The sequence below is a fragment of the Luteimonas flava genome (assembly GCF_036584485.1).
Taxonomy (GTDB): domain Bacteria; phylum Pseudomonadota; class Gammaproteobacteria; order Xanthomonadales; family Xanthomonadaceae; genus Luteimonas; species Luteimonas flava.
In genome coordinates, this window is sequence record NZ_JAZHBM010000002.1 from 1,001,633 (window position 1) to 1,019,016 (window position 17,384).

At 69.1% G+C, this 17,384-nt stretch carries 22 protein-coding genes; 5 read left to right on the forward strand and 17 right to left on the reverse strand.

What is annotated here, in order from left to right; all coding sequences use genetic code 11:
• Window positions 1–3: 3 nt before the first annotated feature.
• Entirely contained in the window at window positions 4–300 is a 297-nt protein-coding gene (locus tag V3391_RS11495; protein WP_332078546.1) for a hypothetical protein, read from the reverse strand.
• An 11-nt stretch (window positions 301–311) separates the two neighbouring features.
• Entirely contained in the window at window positions 312–851 is a 540-nt protein-coding gene (locus tag V3391_RS11500; RefSeq protein WP_332078547.1) for a DNA-3-methyladenine glycosylase I, read from the reverse strand.
• Between the two features lie 108 nt (window positions 852–959).
• On the opposite strand from V3391_RS11500, the gene V3391_RS11505 reads away from it, so the two are divergent.
• The 5 genes from V3391_RS11505 (at window position 960) to V3391_RS11525 (ending at window position 5,055) form a co-directional block, all read left to right on the forward strand.
• A complete protein-coding gene (locus V3391_RS11505) occupies window positions 960–1,415 on the forward strand; it encodes an FKBP-type peptidyl-prolyl cis-trans isomerase (protein ID WP_332078548.1) in 456 nt (151 codons plus the stop codon).
• A gap of 105 nt (window positions 1,416–1,520) precedes the next feature.
• Window positions 1,521–2,075, forward strand: a complete 555-nt coding sequence (locus V3391_RS11510; RefSeq protein ID WP_332078549.1) for a YqgE/AlgH family protein — start codon at window positions 1,521–1,523, stop codon at window positions 2,073–2,075.
• Window positions 2,072–2,542 (forward strand): Holliday junction resolvase RuvX, encoded by a 471-nt coding sequence (ruvX, locus tag V3391_RS11515; RefSeq protein ID WP_332078550.1) that lies wholly within the window; start codon window positions 2,072–2,074, stop codon window positions 2,540–2,542. The genes V3391_RS11510 and ruvX overlap by 4 nt, the downstream gene beginning before the upstream one ends.
• Window positions 2,543–2,658: 116 nt before the next feature.
• Window positions 2,659–3,603, forward strand: coding sequence for an aspartate carbamoyltransferase catalytic subunit (locus V3391_RS11520; protein WP_332078551.1), 945 nt, complete (start codon window positions 2,659–2,661; stop codon window positions 3,601–3,603).
• Window positions 3,604–3,660: 57 nt separating this feature from the next.
• Window positions 3,661–5,055 (forward strand): amino acid permease, encoded by a 1,395-nt coding sequence (locus V3391_RS11525; protein WP_332078552.1) that lies wholly within the window; start codon window positions 3,661–3,663, stop codon window positions 5,053–5,055.
• A gap of 37 nt (window positions 5,056–5,092) precedes the next feature.
• Here the strand turns inward: V3391_RS11525 and V3391_RS11530 are convergent, their stop codons facing one another.
• From V3391_RS11530 to V3391_RS11600, 15 genes are all read right to left on the reverse strand, one after another.
• Window positions 5,093–5,923, reverse strand: a complete 831-nt coding sequence (locus tag V3391_RS11530) for a carboxylesterase family protein (RefSeq protein ID WP_332078553.1) — start codon at window positions 5,921–5,923, stop codon at window positions 5,093–5,095.
• Between the two features lie 19 nt (window positions 5,924–5,942).
• Window positions 5,943–6,587, reverse strand: coding sequence for a DUF1294 domain-containing protein (locus V3391_RS11535; protein ID WP_332078554.1), 645 nt, complete (start codon window positions 6,585–6,587; stop codon window positions 5,943–5,945).
• Window positions 6,588–6,597: 10 nt separating this feature from the next.
• Window positions 6,598–7,959 carry a magnesium transporter gene (mgtE, locus tag V3391_RS11540; RefSeq protein ID WP_332078555.1) on the reverse strand — a complete coding sequence of 454 codons (1,362 nt, stop codon included), beginning with the start codon at window positions 7,957–7,959 and terminating at the stop codon, window positions 6,598–6,600.
• A 198-nt stretch (window positions 7,960–8,157) separates the two neighbouring features.
• On the reverse strand, window positions 8,158–9,891 hold the full coding sequence (gene ptsP / locus V3391_RS11545) for a phosphoenolpyruvate--protein phosphotransferase (RefSeq protein WP_332078556.1): 1,734 nt from the start codon (window positions 9,889–9,891) through the stop codon (window positions 8,158–8,160).
• Window positions 9,891–10,160, reverse strand: coding sequence for an HPr family phosphocarrier protein (locus tag V3391_RS11550; protein ID WP_332078557.1), 270 nt, complete (start codon window positions 10,158–10,160; stop codon window positions 9,891–9,893). Before V3391_RS11550 ends, ptsP begins: the two co-directional genes overlap by 1 nt.
• 51 nt (window positions 10,161–10,211) lie before the next feature.
• Window positions 10,212–10,604, reverse strand: coding sequence for a PTS sugar transporter subunit IIA (locus tag V3391_RS11555; RefSeq protein ID WP_332078558.1), 393 nt, complete (start codon window positions 10,602–10,604; stop codon window positions 10,212–10,214).
• 91 nt (window positions 10,605–10,695) lie between these two features.
• Complete coding sequence (gene rapZ / locus V3391_RS11560; RefSeq protein ID WP_332078559.1) at window positions 10,696–11,571, reverse strand: RNase adapter RapZ; 876 nt, start codon at window positions 11,569–11,571, stop codon at window positions 10,696–10,698.
• Complete coding sequence (gene hprK, locus V3391_RS11565) at window positions 11,568–12,527, reverse strand: HPr(Ser) kinase/phosphatase (RefSeq protein WP_332078560.1); 960 nt, start codon at window positions 12,525–12,527, stop codon at window positions 11,568–11,570. The genes rapZ and hprK overlap by 4 nt, the downstream gene beginning before the upstream one ends.
• Window positions 12,524–12,997: a PTS sugar transporter subunit IIA gene (locus V3391_RS11570; RefSeq protein WP_332078561.1), complete on the reverse strand. Its 474-nt coding sequence runs from the start codon at window positions 12,995–12,997 to the stop codon at window positions 12,524–12,526. The genes hprK and V3391_RS11570 overlap by 4 nt, the downstream gene beginning before the upstream one ends.
• A gap of 39 nt (window positions 12,998–13,036) precedes the next feature.
• Complete coding sequence (hpf, locus tag V3391_RS11575) at window positions 13,037–13,363, reverse strand: ribosome hibernation-promoting factor, HPF/YfiA family (RefSeq protein WP_232137053.1); 327 nt, start codon at window positions 13,361–13,363, stop codon at window positions 13,037–13,039.
• Between the two features lie 135 nt (window positions 13,364–13,498).
• Window positions 13,499–14,956: an RNA polymerase factor sigma-54 gene (locus tag V3391_RS11580; protein WP_332078562.1), complete on the reverse strand. Its 1,458-nt coding sequence runs from the start codon at window positions 14,954–14,956 to the stop codon at window positions 13,499–13,501.
• 36 nt (window positions 14,957–14,992) lie between these two features.
• A complete protein-coding gene (gene lptB / locus V3391_RS11585; protein ID WP_232137050.1) occupies window positions 14,993–15,712 on the reverse strand; it encodes an LPS export ABC transporter ATP-binding protein in 720 nt (239 codons plus the stop codon).
• A complete protein-coding gene (lptA, locus tag V3391_RS11590) occupies window positions 15,712–16,251 on the reverse strand; it encodes a lipopolysaccharide transport periplasmic protein LptA (protein ID WP_232149058.1) in 540 nt (179 codons plus the stop codon). Before lptA ends, lptB begins: the two co-directional genes overlap by 1 nt.
• Window positions 16,229–16,795 (reverse strand): LPS export ABC transporter periplasmic protein LptC, encoded by a 567-nt coding sequence (gene lptC, locus V3391_RS11595; RefSeq protein ID WP_232137047.1) that lies wholly within the window; start codon window positions 16,793–16,795, stop codon window positions 16,229–16,231. The genes lptA and lptC overlap by 23 nt, the downstream gene beginning before the upstream one ends.
• The gene (locus V3391_RS11600) at window positions 16,792–17,349 is read right to left on the reverse strand and encodes a KdsC family phosphatase (RefSeq protein WP_332078563.1); all 558 of its coding nucleotides are present in this window, start codon (window positions 17,347–17,349) and stop codon (window positions 16,792–16,794) included. The genes lptC and V3391_RS11600 overlap by 4 nt, the downstream gene beginning before the upstream one ends.
• Between the last annotated feature and the right edge of the window lie 35 nt (window positions 17,350–17,384).

A 17,384-nucleotide genomic window follows, 5' to 3' on the forward strand; every position in this document is an offset into this window, starting at 1 on the left:
GGCCTACTGCGGCGGTTTGTCACGGCGTCGGCGCGACAAGGTGACCCACGCGATCAGCACGCAGATCCCGTACCAGCCGAACAGCCAGGCGAGCGCGTCCCAAGTCCGCGGACCGAAGAGCCACAACGCTTGCTGGCAACTGATGGGTTCGGAGGTGCGCCATCGCTGCATGAAGCACGGCGGTTCGAGTGTGTAGAGGTGGATCAGACCTGCGGCCATCAAGATCCCGGTCAAGACCAACGATGCCGCCAGAAGCCACAGTGCGCGGCGAAAGACGTGGGTTAGCGTCGGTCGCGCCATGGATGCCTCCGCTATCCGCGCCTCGCCCGCGCGATATCCCGCATCACCGGGCAATCCGGTCGATGCGCGCCCGGCAGATAGCCCAGGCTCATCAGGAATTCGCCGGTGATCTCGCCGCCGGTGAAGCGGAAGGTCTTCTTGAACAGCTTGACCCACGAGGCCTTGTCGCGCGGCGCGCCGTGCTCGACCGCATGTGCGTCCAGCCAGTCGACGAAACCGCCGTGACTGTCGCGCAGGTTCTGGATCACCTGCGCGTTGTGGATCGCGGCGTCGACCTTGAGCCGGTTGCGGATGATCGAGGCGTCGCCGAGCAGGCGCGCGCGATCGGCCTCGCCATAGGCGGCGACCTTGTCGACGTCGAAGCCGTCGTAGGCCGCGCGGAAGCCGGCGCGCTTGCGCAGGATGGTTTCCCAGCTCAGGCCGGCCTGGTTGATTTCCAGCAGCAGGCGCTCGAACAGCACCGCTTCTTCGCGCTGCGGAAAGCCGTACTCGGTGTCGTGGTAGGGGCCGTGGACCGGATGGCCCGGGGCGATGTCGCAATAGCCGCTCATCCACGCAGCATAGGGCGCGCGGACGGGGCCCGCCATCCGGTGCGACCCCGGTTGCGGCTTTCACGTCACGCACGTCACCATGCGCCGTCGCCCTTGCCGGATCCGTCGATGGAAATCGCCCACCGCCGCGTTGCCACCGTGCACTTCACCCTGTCCGACGACAGCGGCCAGCGCATCACCACCACCCGCGGCCACGATCCGCTGGTCTACATGCACGGCAACGGCTCGATCATCGCCGGGCTGGAAGAGGCGCTCGAAGGCCGAAAGGCCGGCGAGACGTTCACGGTCGACATCCCGCCCGAGCGCGGATTCGGTCCGCGCCACGACAGCCTCGTGCAGACCCTGCCGCGCACGATGTTCAGCGGCAGCACCACGCCCGCGGTCGGCGAGAAGCTGCGCGCGCAGACCGAGAAGGGGCCGTTGGACGTCATCGTGACCGCGCTGGACGACAGCGAGATCACCGTCGACGGCAACAACCCGCTGGCCGGGCGCCTGCTGCGCGCGGACGTGGAGGTCGTCGGCGTGCGGGTGGCCACGCCCGACGAGCTCCAGTTCGGCCTCTGAACCACGGCGGCGGGGCGGCGACAGCCGCTCCGCCGTTCAGTCCCGGTGGGGACATGCGAAGGCGCCTGGCCGGTTCGCCGACAGCCGGTTGGCTAGAATGCGCGCATGTCGTTCTTCGCCAACCAGATGCTGGTCGCGCTGCCTGCGCTCCGGGATCCCAATTTCGCACGGACCGTCGCGCTGATCTGCCAGCACGATGCGGACGGTGCGATGGGTGTGGTCATCAACCGGCCCTCGGAATACACCTTCGGCGATCTGCTCGACCAGATGAACATCCTGCTGCGCGACGAGCGTCTGCGGGATCATCGCGTGCTGGCGGGTGGCCCGGTGCATCCCGAGCGCGGATTCGTGCTGCATGACGGCGAGGGCGGCTGGGATTCGAGCCTGGCGATCAGCGAAAGTCTGCACGTGACCACGTCCCGCGACGTGCTCGAAGCGATGGCGGCCGGCGACGGTCCTGAGCACGCGACCGTCGCGCTGGGCTGCGCCGGCTGGGGCAAGGGCCAGCTGGAGCGCGAACTCACCCAGCACAGCTGGCTGACCGTGCCGTCTGATGCGCAGCTGATCTTCGAGACGCCGCTCGACGCGCGCTGGCAGGCGGCCGCGGGGCGCATCGGCGTCGACATGATGCACGTCGCCAGCCACAGCGGCCGCGCATGAGCGACACACCTGCGCCGGCGATCCGCCGCGACGGCACGGTGCTCGGCTTCGATGTCGGCTCGCGCCGCATCGGTGTGGCGGTCGGCAGTGCCTTCGGCCACGGCGCACGCGCGCTGGCGGTGATCGACGTGCACGGCGACCAGATCGACTGGCAGGGCGTCGATCGCCTGCAGAAGGAATGGCGGCCCGACGGCATGATCGTCGGCGATCCGATGACGCTCGAAGGCGGTGACCAGCCGGCCCGCGCACGTGCCCACGCGTTCGCGCGCGAGCTGGTCGCACGCTACCGGTTGCCCGTGGTGCTGGTGGACGAACGCGCCAGCTCGATCGAGGCCGCGCAGCGCTTCGCGATCGATCGCGCCGAAGGCCGCCGCAAGCGTCGCGATGCCGCTGCGCTGGACGCCGTGGCGGCCGCGGTGATCGTCGAACGCTGGCTGGCGTCGCCGGATGACGGCGTGCCGGTCTGAGGCATCGCACTGTGGTGCGCTGACCCGCACCATCTGTACTTGACGCATGACGCGGCACTCGCCGCATGCGCGTCGCTGCTGGACAATGTCGCTCCCGACGCCGCACGTGCCCCGCGATGACTTCTGCTCCCGATGCCCAGATCGATGCGACCGGCCGCCTGCGCCATCTGCTGACACTCGAGGGCCTGCCGCGTGCGACGCTCGACGCATTGCTCGACCGTGCGCAGGCGATGGCCGACGCCGGAGAAGTCAATGCGCGCCTGGCCGGCATCGCGGTCTGCACGCTGTTCTTCGAGCCCTCGACGCGCACCCGGCTGAGCTTCCAGCGCGCCAGCCAGCGCCTCGGCGCCGATGTGCTCGGCTTCGATGCCTCGACGTCGTCGACGACCAAGGGCGAGACCGCACTCGACACCTTCCGCAACATCGAGGCGATGGGCGTGCGCGGATTCGTCGTGCGGCATTCCGACGATGGCGCGGTCGCCGCACTCGCATCCGCGGCTGCGCCGGACACCGCCCTCATCAATGCCGGCGACGGCCGCAGCGCGCATCCCACCCAGGGTCTGCTGGACATGCTGACCCTGCGCCAGGCGAAAGGTATCGATTTCTCGGGCCTGAAGGTCGTCATCGTCGGCGACGTGCGGCACTCGCGCGTCGCGCGCAGTGATCTGCATGCGCTGCGCACGCTCGGCGCCGGCGAGATCCGCGTTTGCGGACCGGCCTCGCTGCTGCCCGATGCTGGGCTGCTGTCGGGCTGCACGGTCTCGCACGATCTCGACGCCGCGCTCGAAGGCGTCGACGCGGTGATGATGCTGCGGCTGCAGCGCGAGCGCATGGCCGAAGGCCTGGTCGATTCGCTCGAGGACTACCACCGCGATTACGGTCTCGATGTGCGTCGCCTGCGCCGCGCCGCGCCCGACGCCGTGGTGCTGCATCCCGGGCCGATGAACCGGGGCGTCGAGATCGACGATGACGTCGCCGACGGCCCGCAGTCGCTGATCCTGCGTCAGGTCGCCAACGGCGTCGCCGCGCGCATGGCGGTGCTGGAGACGCTGCTCGGCTGAGGGCCGGGTCGACTTGAATCCGGTATGGTGCGGCGTCCCTAAGATCGCGCCCACACGATGTCTTCGAACGATCCGCACGCTTCCCTGCCGGCGCAGGCCGCCGCCGCGCCCGCGCACGCGCTGACGCCGCGCCAGCTGGTGATGATGGGGCTGGGCAGCGCGATCGGCGCCGGCCTGTTCCTCGGCTCCGGCGTCGGCATCCAGACCGCCGGTCCCGCGGTGCTGGTGTCGTATCTGATCGCCGGCGCGCTGGTGATCGTGGTGATGCACGCGCTCGGCGAGATGGCCGCGGCCAAGCCGGCCAGCGGCGCGTTTTCGGTCTACGCGGCCGATGCGATGGGGCCGGTGGCCGGTGCGACCGTCGGCTGGCTGTGGTGGCTGCAGGTGGTGATCGTGATCGCGGCAGAAGCGGTCGGCGCGGCGGGCTTGCTCGCGTCGATCTGGCCGTCGCTGTCGGTGCCCGGCCTCGCGCTGTGCTTCATGGCGGTGTTCACCGCGATCAACCTGCTGGGCGTGCGCAGCTTCGGCGAATTCGAGTTCTGGTTCGCGATCCTCAAGGTCATCGCGATCCTCGCCTTCATCGCGATCGGCATCGCGCTGATCGCAGGCTGGCTGCCGGCGGTCGCATCGCCGGGCCTGTCGAACCTGATGGGCCCCGACGGTTTCGCGCCGCGCGGCTGGGCCGGCATCGGCGCGGCCTTGCTGGTCGTGGTGTTCGCGTTCGGCGGCACCGAGATCGTCGCGATCGCCGCGGCGGAAACCAATGACCCGGCGAAGAGTCTCGCGCGTGCGATCCGCACCGTCGCCTGGCGGATTCTGGTGTTCTACCTCGGCTCGATCGCGGTGATCGTCGCGGTGGTGCCGTGGGACAGCCCGGCGCTGTCGTCGCCGTTCGCCGCGGTGTTGCAGGTCGCGCGCATTCCGGGCGCGGCGACCGCGATCACGCTGGTCGCGGTGATCGCACTGCTGTCGGCGCTCAACGCCAATCTCTATGGCGCGTCGCGGATGATCTGGTCGCTGGGTCGCCGCGGCGATGCGCCGGCGGTGCTCGGTCGCAGCGACCGCCGCAACGTGCCGATCGCCGCTGTCGTCGCCAGCGTGAGTTTCGGATTCGCCGCCGCCGCGCTGGAACTCGCATTCCCGCAGCGCGTGTTGCCGGTGCTGCTCAACATCGTCGGCGCGACCTGCCTGCTGGTCTGGACGCTGGCGCTGGTGTCGCAGTTCATCCTGCGCCGCCGCGCCGATCGCGCGAACGCGCCGCTGCCGTTCCGCATGCGCGCGTTCCCGGTGCCCACGCTCGCCGCGCTGGCGGTGCTCGCCGTGATCTTCGCGATGCTGGTCGCCTCGCCCGATACCCGCGCGCAGTTCCTGTCGATGGCTGCGCTCACGCTGGCCATCGCCGGCCTCAATGCGCTGGCCCAGCGCCTGCGGCGGAGGCCGCCCGCAGGCTGAGGCGTGAAGCCTGGTCGAGGTCGGCCGCGCTTGCGTGTCAGCGCTTCTGCGCGAACAGCCACGGCCACAGCGCCTCGGTGCGGTAGGCCGCATCCCAGCTGTTGTGGTTGGCGTCGGGAAACTCGGTGTAGCGCACGTCCGCGCCGGCATCGCGCAGCGCGGCGTGCATGCGCCGCGACTGTTCCGGCGGCACCACGTCGTCGAGTGCACCGTGGAAGATCCAGCTCGGAATGTCGCGCAGGCGACGCGCAGCCTCGGCGAAGGGATCGCGGGCCGCATGCGTGGATTCGACGAACAGCGTGTCCAGATCGGGCCGCGAGCCGGGCGGGGTGATGCCGCCGCACACGGGCACCAGCGCGGCGAAGCGTGTCGGTTCGCGCAGTGCCAGCGACCAGGTGCCGTAGCCGCCGCGCGACATGCCGGTCAGCGAGGTGCGGCTGCGGTCGCCGTCGAATTCGGCGGTGGCCGCATCGAGCGTCGCCAGCGCCATCGTCGCGGTGTCGCCTTCCCAGGACTCGCCGTCGGGCGACTGCGGGAACACCACCAGTGCCGGGAAGTCCGCTGCGTGCGCGCGCACGTAGGGTCCGAGGCCGGCGTGGATCTGCTTCTCGCCATCGTCGCCGCGCTCGCCCGAGCCGTGCAGGAACAGCACCACCGGCAGCGGACGCGGCACCTGGGCCGCCGGCACGAAGACCTGATAGGCGTAGCGGCGGCCGTTCGAAGTGAGCTCGCGCCGGACGAAACGGCCGGCCGTCGTGCCGGTCGCGGGCAGCGCGCTCACGCAGCCCTGCAACACGGCGGCACCGCCGGCGAGGGCAAGGCCGCGCAGCAGGCGACGGCGGGTCAGGGAATGGGAAACGTTGGACATGCGATCACTCCGGAATGGATCAGGCGAAGGTCCACAGACCCAGCGCCAGCAGGTGCAGGACGACCATCGCGACGAATACCCGACGGTAAGCCGGTTTGGCGCGTTTGTGGCGCAGCAGCTGCTGCGCGAGTCCTGCGGCGGGCCAGCCCCCGAGCAGTTCGAGAAGATGCAGATGCGCCTCGGGCGTGCGCCAGCGGCCGTGGCGCGCGGCGTGTTTGTCGAGCGCATAGGCGGCTGCAGTCAGGACATTGAGTCCGGCCAGCACGGCGAGCGCGAGGTGCGGCAGGCGTCCGGAGACCACGCCAGTGCCGAGCAGCGCGCACCAGACCACGATCGCGATCGGCAGCCCGCGCATGCCGCCCGCAGAGGCGGACGCCGATGCGCGACTATCGCGGCGCTTCGACGTGGCGCGCGCCGTGCGCGTTGATTGCGCCGTGCCGACTGCGGCAACGTGGACCGCGCGCCAGCGTCCGTCAGCCTGCCGCTCCGGCGTATAGCGCACACGTGCGCCGGCGGCCGGGCGTGCGCCGCTGCGATCGAAATCGCGAACATGGAAGAACAGGCGATCCGTTCCATCGGCAGCGGCGTCTTCGGGCGTGATGAAACCGAAGCCGCGCGCGTCGTCCCAGCGTTCGATCCGACCGAATCCGGCACGTGCGCGCATGGTCGTGGCCTCAGCGCAGCATGATCGCGGTGGCAAGGCCGAGGAAGCTGAAGAAGCCGACGATGTCGGTCACCGCGGTCACGACCACGGTGCCGGCGACAGCGGGATCGACGCCCATGCGCTTGAGCAGCAGCGGCAGCAGGGTGCCGGCCAGCGCGGCCGAACAGAAATTGATCACCAGCGCGGCGAAGATCACCAGCGACAGCACCCAGTCGTGGAACCAGACCAGCGCCACGAGGCCGACCAGACCGCCGATCAATAAGCCGTTGATCAGGGCCACGCGCAATTCTTTCCACAGCAGGATGCGCGCATTGCTCGCGCCGACCTGGCCCAGCGCGATGCCGCGCACCATCAGCGTCAGCACCTGCACCGCGGCATTGCCGCCGATGCCCGCGACGATCGGCATCAGCACCGCGAGCGCGACGATCTGCTCGATGGTCGCCTCGAAGCGGCCGATCACGAACGCCGCCAGGAACGCGGTGCACAGGTTGATGCCCAGCCACACCACGCGGCCGCGCACGGCGCGCCTGATCGGCGAGAACAGATCCTCGTCCTCGTCGAGACCTGCGGCGGATAGCGCCTGGTGTTCGGCCTGCTCGCGGATGATGTCGATCACGTCGTCGACCGTGATGCGGCCGAGCAGGATATTGCCGTCGTCGACGACCGGTGCCGACACCCAGTCGTTGTCCGAGAACTGGCGCGCCACCTGCTCGGCGGATTCGGCGACGTGGATCGAATCGAGTTCGTCGTCGATCAGCTTGTTGATCGGCGTGCCCGGCTCGCGGGTGACCAGATCCTGCAGCGCGACCCAGCCGGCCAGCTGATGGCGGCGGTTGACGACGTACAGGTGATCGGTGTGCTCGGGCAGTTCGCCGCGCAGGCGCAGGAACCGCAGCACCACGTCCACGGTGGTGTCGGCGCGTACCGTCACCACGTCGGGATTCATCAGACGGCCGGCGGTGTCCTCGGGATACGAAAGCACCTGCTCCAGACGTTCGCGGTTCTCGCGGTCCATCGCCCGCAGCACTTCGTCGATCACCGCGTCGGGCAGATCCTCGACGAGGTCGGCGAGATCGTCGATGTCGAGATCCTCGACCGCGGCGACCAGCTCGTCGGCATCCATGTCCGCGATCAGGCTTTCGCGCACCTCGTCGCCGACGTGGACCAGCACCTCACCGTCGTCTTCGGGATCGACCAGACCCCACACGACCATGCGCTTGTCGTGCGGCAGCGATTCGAGGAGGTTGCCGATCTCGGCAGGCGCCAGCGTGTTGACCAGCCGGCGCACCGGTCCGAGTCGACCGCTGTCGAGTGCATCGGACAACAGACGCAGCTGGCGCGCGGTCTTGTCGGGGCGGACGGCTTCGGCCATGGAGAGCTCCGTTGCGCGTCGCGACAGTCTCGGCGCGACAGGGGTCAGATGTGCATCCGACCATTATCCGGGAAAGCGCACGTCTTACGCCATCGTCCGTGCGTCGGCGGGCAGGTGGGCTTCATGCGGGCGGCGCTCGCGACACGCGCGGCAACCGGAGCGACAGCCTTCGCAGGCAGCCGCGACGCGTGCGCGGATTCAGTCGGCGGCGTGCACCGGCTGCACCGCGTCGAGCCAGCGCTCGATGCCGGCGCGGTCGCGGGCGCGCAGCAGCGCTGGTGCGCGGGCACGCAGATGGCCGAGGTCGAGCGCGCGGATCGCGCGGCGCACTTCGAGCAACGGCGATGGATGCAGACTCAGTTCTTCGATGCCGAGCGCGAGCAAAAGCGGCGTGAAACGGGCATCGCCGGCGATCTCGCCGCAGATGGAAGCCGGCATGCCGCGCGCGCGGGCGACGCGCACGACGCTGTGCACCAGTCGCAGCACGGCCGGGTGCAGCGGCGAATACAGATCGCCGAGCGCGTCGTTGTTGCGGTCGGCCGCGAGCAGGTATTGGACGAGATCGTTGGTGCCGATGGAAATGAAATCGAGATCGCGGGCGAAGGTCGGCAACGCGATCGCCGCCGACGGCACTTCGATCATCGCGCCGAGCGCGATCTGCACGGCGGTCTCCTGACCCTCGCGCGCGAGATCCTGCAGCACGCGCGTGAGCATCTGCCGCACGGCGACGATCTCCTCGCGTCCACTGACCATCGGCACCAGGATCCGCACCGGGCCGTAGCCCGAGGCGCGTGCGATCGCACGCAGCTGGGTTTCCAGCAGGCCGGTGCGCGCCATCGACAGGCGCACGCCGCGCAGGCCGAGCGCGGGATTGGGCTCGTTGCGCAGCGCGAGGCCGCTGTTGTCGGCCTTGTCGGCGCCGATGTCGAGCGTGCGGATGGTCACCGTGCGGCCGGTCATGCCCAGCACGAGATCGCGATACGCGCGGAACTGCGCTTCCTCGTCCGGCACCTCGCGACCCTGCAGGAACAGGAATTCGGTGCGGTACAGGCCGATGCCGGCCGCGCCCAGCGCGTGCGCCTCGGCAACGTCCTCGCGCGATTCGGCATTGGCGTACAGCCGGATGTCGACGCCGTCGAGCGTCTTGCTGGGCTCGCGCCGCAGGCGGCGCAGCTGCTTGCGCTCGCGCTTCTCCTCGCGCAGGCGCGCGCGGTAGATGCGCAGATCGCTCGGGCCCGGCTCGACGACGATCTCGCCGGTGCTGCCGTCGATGACCAGCACGTCGCCGTCGTTGATCGCGCCCAGCGCCTGCGGCGCATTGACGATCAGCGGCAGGTGCAGGCTGCGGGCGAGGATCGCGGTGTGCGACAGCATGCTGCCGCCCGAAGTCACGATGCCGAGCACGCCCTGGGCGTGCAGACGGCCGATCTCCGACGGCGCGATCGCATCGGTGACCAGGATTTCGCCGGCGACGCCCTGCAGTTCCGCCTCGTGGTCGTGCAGCGCGGCGTGCACGCGCCCGATGACGTGGTCGATGTCCTCGATGCGGCTGCGGAAATAGGCATCGTCCATGCCTTCGAACACGGCCGCGAGTCGATCACGTTGCAGGCGCAGGGCGTAGTCGGCGCCGTACAGGCCGGAGCGCACGAGTTCGTCGAGGCCCTGCAGCAGTTCCGGGTCTTCGAGCAGCAGGGTGTGCAGGTCGAGGAATTCGCCGACCTCGTGCGCCAGTGCGCCGTGCAGCTGGTCGCGCATCGCGCGGATCTCGCCACGCACCTGTTCGATCGCGGCATGCAGCCGCGCCAGTTCCGCTTCGGCCTCGGACGGCGCGATGCGCACCTCGGCCACTTCCAGTGCATGCGGTTCGCGCACGCGTGCGCGACCGAGCGCGCTGCCGCGGGAGGCACCCTGTCCGTGGAGCCCCTGCCGCATCAGCCCTCCTCGTCGAACCTGCGTTCGAACAACGCGGCAGCCGCCTCCATCGCGGCGGCATCGTCCTCGCCATCGAGTCGCAGCACGACCTGGGTGCCGTGCCCGGCGGCCAGCAGCATCACGCCCATGATGCTCTTGGCGTTGACCTCGCGGCCCTTGGCGACGAGCGTGGCGTTGCAGCGGAAGCCCGACAGCACCTGCACCAGCTTGGCGGTCGCACGGGCGTGCAGGCCGAGCTTGTTGGCGACGAGCAGTTCGCGTTCGATCATCGGGGAGCAGTCCTGGTACGGCGCGGGGGAAAGAGGGCGGAGCGGTGCGACTCAGGCATCGTCGAGCAGGACACCGTTCCGGGCGCCTGCCGCGGCGGTGGCCGGCAGGTCGTCGAGCGCCTGCTCAGGATAGTTCATGACCCTGAGCAGCATCGGCAGGCTCAAACCCGAGACGCGTCTGGCCGGTGTGCCCAGACGCGCGAGCTGCGCGGCGACGTTGCTCGGGCTGGCGCCGTAGAGATCGGTCAGGATCAGCACGCCGTCGCCACCGTCGACACGCCGCATCGCCGCACTCGCGCGGGGCAATGCGACGTCGGGATCCTCGTCGAACGGCATTTCGAACACGTCCGTCTTCAACGGCAGCTGCTGCATCAGACGGGTCGCCACCGCGAGCATCGCGGAACCGATCCCCTCGTGGGTCATTAGAAGTACGCCGACGGCCATCCGTGGACGTTAGCAGAGCAGGGGGATCGCCCGGAAGCGTCGTGCGCGCGACGCTGCATCCGTGCGCGTCGATGCTGCGTTGCCGCAGGCGTCAGTCGAGTTCGCGGTGATAGGTCGCGACGTCGCGCCAGCCCTGTTCGCGCGCGTGCCGTGCCAGCGTCTCGGCCAGATACACCGAGCGATGGCGACCGCCACTGCAGCCGAAGGCGACGGTCACGTAGCTGCGCGTGTCGCTGCGCAGCCGCGGCAACCAGTTGCCCAGGAACTGCGAGACCTGTGCGATGAATTCACCCACGTCCTCCTGGCCTTCGAACCAGGTACGCACGTCGGCATCGCGACCCGACAACGGGCGCAGCCGCGGATCCCAGTGCGGGTTCGGCAGCGCACGCGCGTCGAACACGAAATCCGCATCGGCCGGCACGCCGCGCCGGTAGGCGAAGGATTCGAACAGCAGCGAGACCGACTGGTCCTGGGCGAGATCCAGCTCGGTGATGATGCGTCGACGCAACTGGTGGACGTTGAGATCGCTGGTGTCGATGACCGTGTCGGCGAGACTGCGCAGCGGACGCAGCAGATTGCGCTCCAGCGCGATCGCATCGGCCAGCGACAGGCCGACCCGGCTCAGCGGATGGCGTCGGCGGGTGTCGGCGAAGCGTCGCAGCAGCACTTCGTTGCCGGTCTCGAAGAACACCAGCCGCGGGTCGAGGCCGAGTGCGCCGACATCTGAGAGCCAGCCGGGCACCTTCGACAGATCGGTGTGGCGGTTGCGCACGTCGATGCCCACCGCCAGCCGTCTCGGCGGCTCGTCGGCGCGCGTCAGATTGGCGACGAAGTCGGCGAGCATGCCCGCGGGCAGGTTGTCGACGCAGTAGAAATCCAGATCCTCGAACGTGCGCAGCGCGACCGACTTCCCGCTGCCCGACAGACCACTGACGACGTAGAACAGCGGCGGCGTCGTATCGCTCACGGCGCACCCCGCTCGAGGAATTGCGAATGCCGGGCGAGGAAGGCCGCGGCCGGGTCGAGACCCTTGGTGCGCAGGATGTGGATGCGCGTGGCGGCTTCGGCGAGCACCGCGAGGTTGCGACCGGGCATGACCGGCAGGGTGATCAGCGGCACGTCGAGATCCAGCACGCGACGCATGCCCAGGTCACCGGTCAGGCGCACCATGCCGTCGCCATCGCCGGCCATCGTGTCGGCGTTGGGCCGGCTGAGATGGATGATCAGGCGCAGATACTTGTTCCGCTTCACGGCGGTGTCGCCGAACATCTCGCGGATGTTGAGCACGCCGAGACCGCGCAGTTCCAGCAGGTCCTGCAGCAGTTCGGGGCAGGTGCCGTCGAGCACGTCGGGCGCGATCTGGGTGAACTCGGGCGCGTCGTCGGCGACGAGCCGGTGGCCGCGCGTGATGAGTTCCAGCGCCAGCTCGCTCTTGCCCGACCCCGACTCGCCGGTGATCAGCACACCGATCGAATACACCTCCATGAAAACGCCATGCAGGGTGATGCGCGGCGCCAGCTGGCGCGCCAGGTGGTACTGCAGCAGGTTCAGCAGTTCATGGCCGCGGTTGGGCGAGGTCCACAGCGGTGTCTGCGATTCCTCGGCCGCCTCGCGCAGATCCTCGGGGCAGGGCTGGTCCTTGCTGATGACCAGCGCGAGCGGACGGTACTGGATCACCCGCTCGATCGTTTCCCAGCGCAGGCGCGAGTCCAGCCCGTCGAGCCAGGCCAGTTCCTCGGTGCCGAGGATCTGCACCTTGTTGGGATAGATGATGTTGAGATAGCCGGCGAGCGAAGGCCGGCGCGCGACCGTTTCGATCGATTCGAGCACCTTGCGGCCGCCGTGCTGGCCCGCGAGCCAGCGCAGGCCCAGGCGCTCGTGCAACTGCGCGAACAGTTCCTGCGCCTGGATGCTCGCGTTCACGCGCGGACCGTGTCGGCGAGCGGGGCGGCGTCGAGCAGCAGACTGCGCAATCGGGCGAGATCGGGCGCGGCGCGCAGATCGTCGCGGAAGTCGGCGTTGGAAAAATGTTCGACCAGTCCCGACAGCGTCTGCAGATGCTGTTCGACCTGGTGGTCGGGCACGCACATCGCGAACACCAGATCCACCGGCTGGCCGTCGGTGGCACCGAAATCGATCGGGTGCGAAAGCCGCAGGAACGCGGCGCGCGGTTCGCGGAACGCGGTGCTGCGTGCGTGCGGAATCGCGACGCCGCGACCGATGCCGGTGCTGCCCAGTTGCTCGCGCTCACGCAGTGCGTGGCCGAGCAACGGGGTCAGCGTCGGGGAATTGCCGGCGAGCAACCGCGCGGCGGAGTCCAGTACGACATCGCGGGAACCGGGAGCGACCAGCATCACGATGCGGTCGGCCGAGAGCAGATCGGAGAAGGACATGCCGCGCGTGGCCCGGAGGCAATTCGTGGGAGCAGCAGCCTAGCCGAAAGTGCCGTCGCGTGCAGGGCTCTCACCGCGGTGATGGTCGACGACCTTCTTGCGGTGCTTGACCAGCAGGCGGTCGACTTTGTCGGTCAGCTGGTCGATCGCGGCGTACATGTCGGCCGCACTCGCATCGGCGTGGAACGTCTTGCCGGCGATGATGGCGGTCGCCTCGGCCTTGTGGAGCAGCTTTTCGACACTGAGCTGGACACGCACGTGCAGTGGCTGATCAAAGTGCTTGGCGAGCTTCTGGAACTTGGTGTCCACGTGCTCTCGCAGTGCGGGCGTCACCTCGAGCTGGTGGCCATGGGTCTCGACATGCATCAGCAACCTCCTTCAACGGTTCGGGAAGGACCCGTCCGCGATCGACGCGAACGATCGGGTCCAGAGTAGCGCGGCGGAGGCCCGGTGCAAGCGCCGTCCGTCACGTCTCTGGGACCAACTTAGGGAACCGGAAGTTCAGGCGATGCGAACGCGCTCGTGCGACGAGACGATGTGCAGCGCTTCGCGGTACTTGGCCACCGTACGGCGCGCGACGGGCACACCGGCGGCCTTGAGCAGGTCGGCCAGGCGCGCGTCAGACAGCGGTTTACGTGGGTCTTCGGCGTCGACGAGGCTGCGGATCATCTGCTGGATCGCGGTGCTCGACGCCTCGCCGCCACCCTCGGTACCGACGCCGGAATCGAAGAAGTCCTTCAGCGACAGCGTGCCGCGCGGCGTGTGCACCCACTTGCGTGCGACCGCGCGCGACACCGTGGATTCATGCATGCCGATCTCCTCGGCGACTTCGCGCAGCGTCAGCGGGCGCAATGCGCGCTTGCCGAACTCGAGAAACCCCGACTGCTGCCGCACCAGACAGCGAACGACCTTGAGCAGGGTTTCGCCGCGTGCCTCGATGTTCTTCAGCAGCCAGCGCGCTTCCTGCAGACGTCCCTTGAGATAGCCGGCATCGCTGGCGCCCGCGTGCTGGATCATCTGCTCGTAGCCGCGATGGATCGTCACGCGCGGAAAATGCGAGCCGGCGAGCGTGACTTTCCAGACGCCGTTCTGCCGCGCGATCACGCAATCGGGCGTCACGTAGTTGTCGTGCGGCACGTTGCCGATCTGCGCGCCCGGGCGCGGATCGAGACTGCGCAGCAACTGCAGGGCGGTCGCGGCTTCCGCGGGCGGACAGCCCAGCGCATCCGCCAGTCCCGGCGCGCCGAGTTTCGGCAGACGTTCGATGTGATCGCGCGCGGCCAGCAGCGCCACCGCGCGACCGGGTGTGTCGACGTGCAGCGGTTCGAGTTGCAGGCGCAGGCATTCGCCCAGATCGCGCGCGCCGACGCCGACCGGGTCGAACCGCTGCACGCGGCACAGCACCGCGGCGACTTCACCGACGGTCGCGCGTGTTTCCGGCAGCAGCGCCGCGACGATGTCGTCCAGCGATTCGCGCAGATAGCCGTCGTCGTCGATCGCGTCGATCAGCGCCACGCCGATGTTGCGGTCGCGCGCGGACATGGTGCTCAGGTGCAGCTGCCAGGACAGGTGGTCCTGCAGGCTTTCCGACTGAATCATGCGATCGGCGGCATCGCCGTCGCCATCGTTGTCGCCGTGGCCCTGACCGCTGCCGCTGCCGCGCTCGTTCCAGCCGTCGTCGCCATCCCAGGCGGCGGGAGGTTCTGCATCGCCGTCGCGGCCGTTGTCGTCACGGTCCTGGCGGGTGTCGTCCTGGTCCTGCGGAGTGCCGCGTTCGGACAGCGGCTGCGCGGAGATGGACTCGGGTTCTTCCCAGTCGAGCAGCGGATTGCTCTCGACCGCGGTGATGATCTCGGTTTCGAGTTCCACCGTCGACAACTGGAGCAGATGCAAGGCCTGACGCAGTTGCGGCGTCAGAACCAGATGTTGCCCCAGCGATGTCTGCAGACGTGGCTTCATCGACTCCGGAACTCCCTGGCCGGATGCGTGCGCCGACTACAGACGGAAGGATTCCCCCAGGTAGACACGACGCACGTCTGGATTGGCCAGCAGTGCTTCCGGAGCCCCCTGCGCGAGCACGCCGCCGTCACTGAGGATATACGCCCGGTCACAGATCCCCAAGGTCTCGCGGACGTTATGGTCGGTGATCAGCACGCCGATCCCGCGTTCCTTGAGATGGGTGACGATCCGCTGGATCTCGCCGACCGAGATCGGGTCGACGCCGGCGAAGGGTTCGTCGAGCAGCATCATGCGCGGATTCGCGGCCAGTGCGCGGGCGATCTCGACCCGGCGCCGCTCGCCACCCGACAGGCTGGCGCCGGCCTGGTCGGCGACGTGGGTGATCTGCAGCTCGTCCATCAGGTCGGCCAGCGTCTTCTGGCGGCCGGCCTTGTCGAGATCCTCGCGCAGCTCCAGCACCAGCATGATGTTGTCGGCGACGCTGAGCTTGCGGAACACCGACGGTTCCTGCGGCAGGTAGCCGACGCCGCGCTTGGCGCGGGTGTACATCGGCTCGGCGGTGATGTCGTGGCCGTCGAGCACGATGCGCCCGGCATCGGCCGGTACCAGGCCGACGATCATGTAGAAGCAGGTGGTCTTGCCGGCGCCGTTGGGGCCGAGCAGACCGACGACCTCGCCCGATTCGAGCGTCAGCCCGAATTCCTTGACGACCTCGCGCTGCTTGTAACTCTTGCGCAGACCTTCGGCGACGAGCATCAGCGGCCGCCCTGCGCTGCGGGCGCCGGCTGCGCCGGCGTCTGGTTGCGCGGCTGGAACTGCATGCGCACGCGGCCCTGGCCTTCGCCGCCGCCCTGCACCCGGCCGGTCGACATGTTGTAGACGATGCGCTGGCCTTCGATCTTGCCCTGGCCCGGCTGGTTGACGACGGCATTGCCGGTCAGCACGACGGTGTCGCTGGTCATGTTGTAGTCGGCCTGGGCGGCGGTCGCGTCGACCCAGCCACCGTCGTCCATCTGCTGCTTCATCTTCACCGGGCCGCCGTTGAGGATCACGCGCTGGAACTCACCGCTGCTGCGGCGCAGGTCGGCGCGCGTGGCCTGGATCTCGAGCGTGCCCTGGGTGATCGTCACGCCGCTGGTGAGCAGGCACGGCAGCCGTTCGTCACTGACCGAGCAGTCACTTCCACCCGCGTCGACGTCGAGCGGCTGGTTGCGGTCGGACGACTTCGCGGCCGCGCCCATCGGCACGGCCAGCGCGGCGACCAGAAACAGACTAGCGGCGGGAATTCGGTTCATTGCGGAATTTCACCTTGGAAAGAAGCTCGATCCGTCCCGAATCGAGGTCGGCACGCATGCCGGTGCCCTGCATTGTAGAACCGGGCTGTTCGACGTCGACCAGCGCGTCGGACGTGGCCTGGTTGCGTTGCGGAAAGACGTTCATGGCCTCGGTGCGCATGCGGGTCGGACGCGGGCTGCCTTCGGGGCTGTCGGCGGTGACCTCGCCGCGCAGGCGGACTTCTTGGTTGTCCTCGGACACCCAGCCGGTCTTCGAGCGGATCTCCCAGCGGCCGTCGCCTTCTTTTTCCGGGACGTGGAACAGCGGGGTCACGAGTTCGAGCGTGCGCGCGCCGGGCGTCTGCTGCAGCTGCGGCGCCTGCAGCGAGAACGCTTCGCGGCCTTCGTTGTCGAGGGCGACGATGTCGAAGTCGCGCAGCAGATAGTCGGTGCGACCGTCGGCCGGATCTTCCGAGACGATCGTGTCCTTCTGCCGCCAGGCCGACCAGCCGGAAATCAGCGCGCCGAGCAGCAGCACCACGGTCAGGGTCAGGCGCCAGTTCACGAGACCCGCCCATCGGCATGGATGCCGGCCAGGCGACCCTGCGCGTGCAGGATCAGATCGCACAGCTCACGCCCTGCGCCGCGGCCACCGTTGGCGCGAGTGCGCCAGTGCGCGCTGTCGCCGGCGCAGGCGTGCGCGTCGGCGGGCGACACGGCGAAACCGACGGCGCGCATCACGCCGACATCGGCCAGGTCATCACCCATGAAGGCGACTTCGTCCAACGTGATGCCGAGCGAGGCGCTCAGCGATTCGACGCGCTCGCGCTTGTCGGCGACGTGCACATGCGCCTCCACGCCGAGATCGGCCGCGCGGCGCTCGACGATGCCACCCTTGCGCGCCGTCACCAGTGCGACCGCGATGCCGACCTTGCGCAGCAGTACCAGGCCCTGGCCGTCGTGGACATGGAAGGTCTTGATCTCGCGGCCGTCGCTGTCGAAGCCCAGGCTGCCGTCGGTCAGCGTGCCGTCGACATCGAAGCACGCCAGGCGCACGCGGGCAGCGCGGGCGAGGATCGCGTCGGAGACATCGGCGAAGGGGGCGGAAGCGTCGGGCATGGTTTCGAAAGTATCGGGCATCGGATGAATGGGCG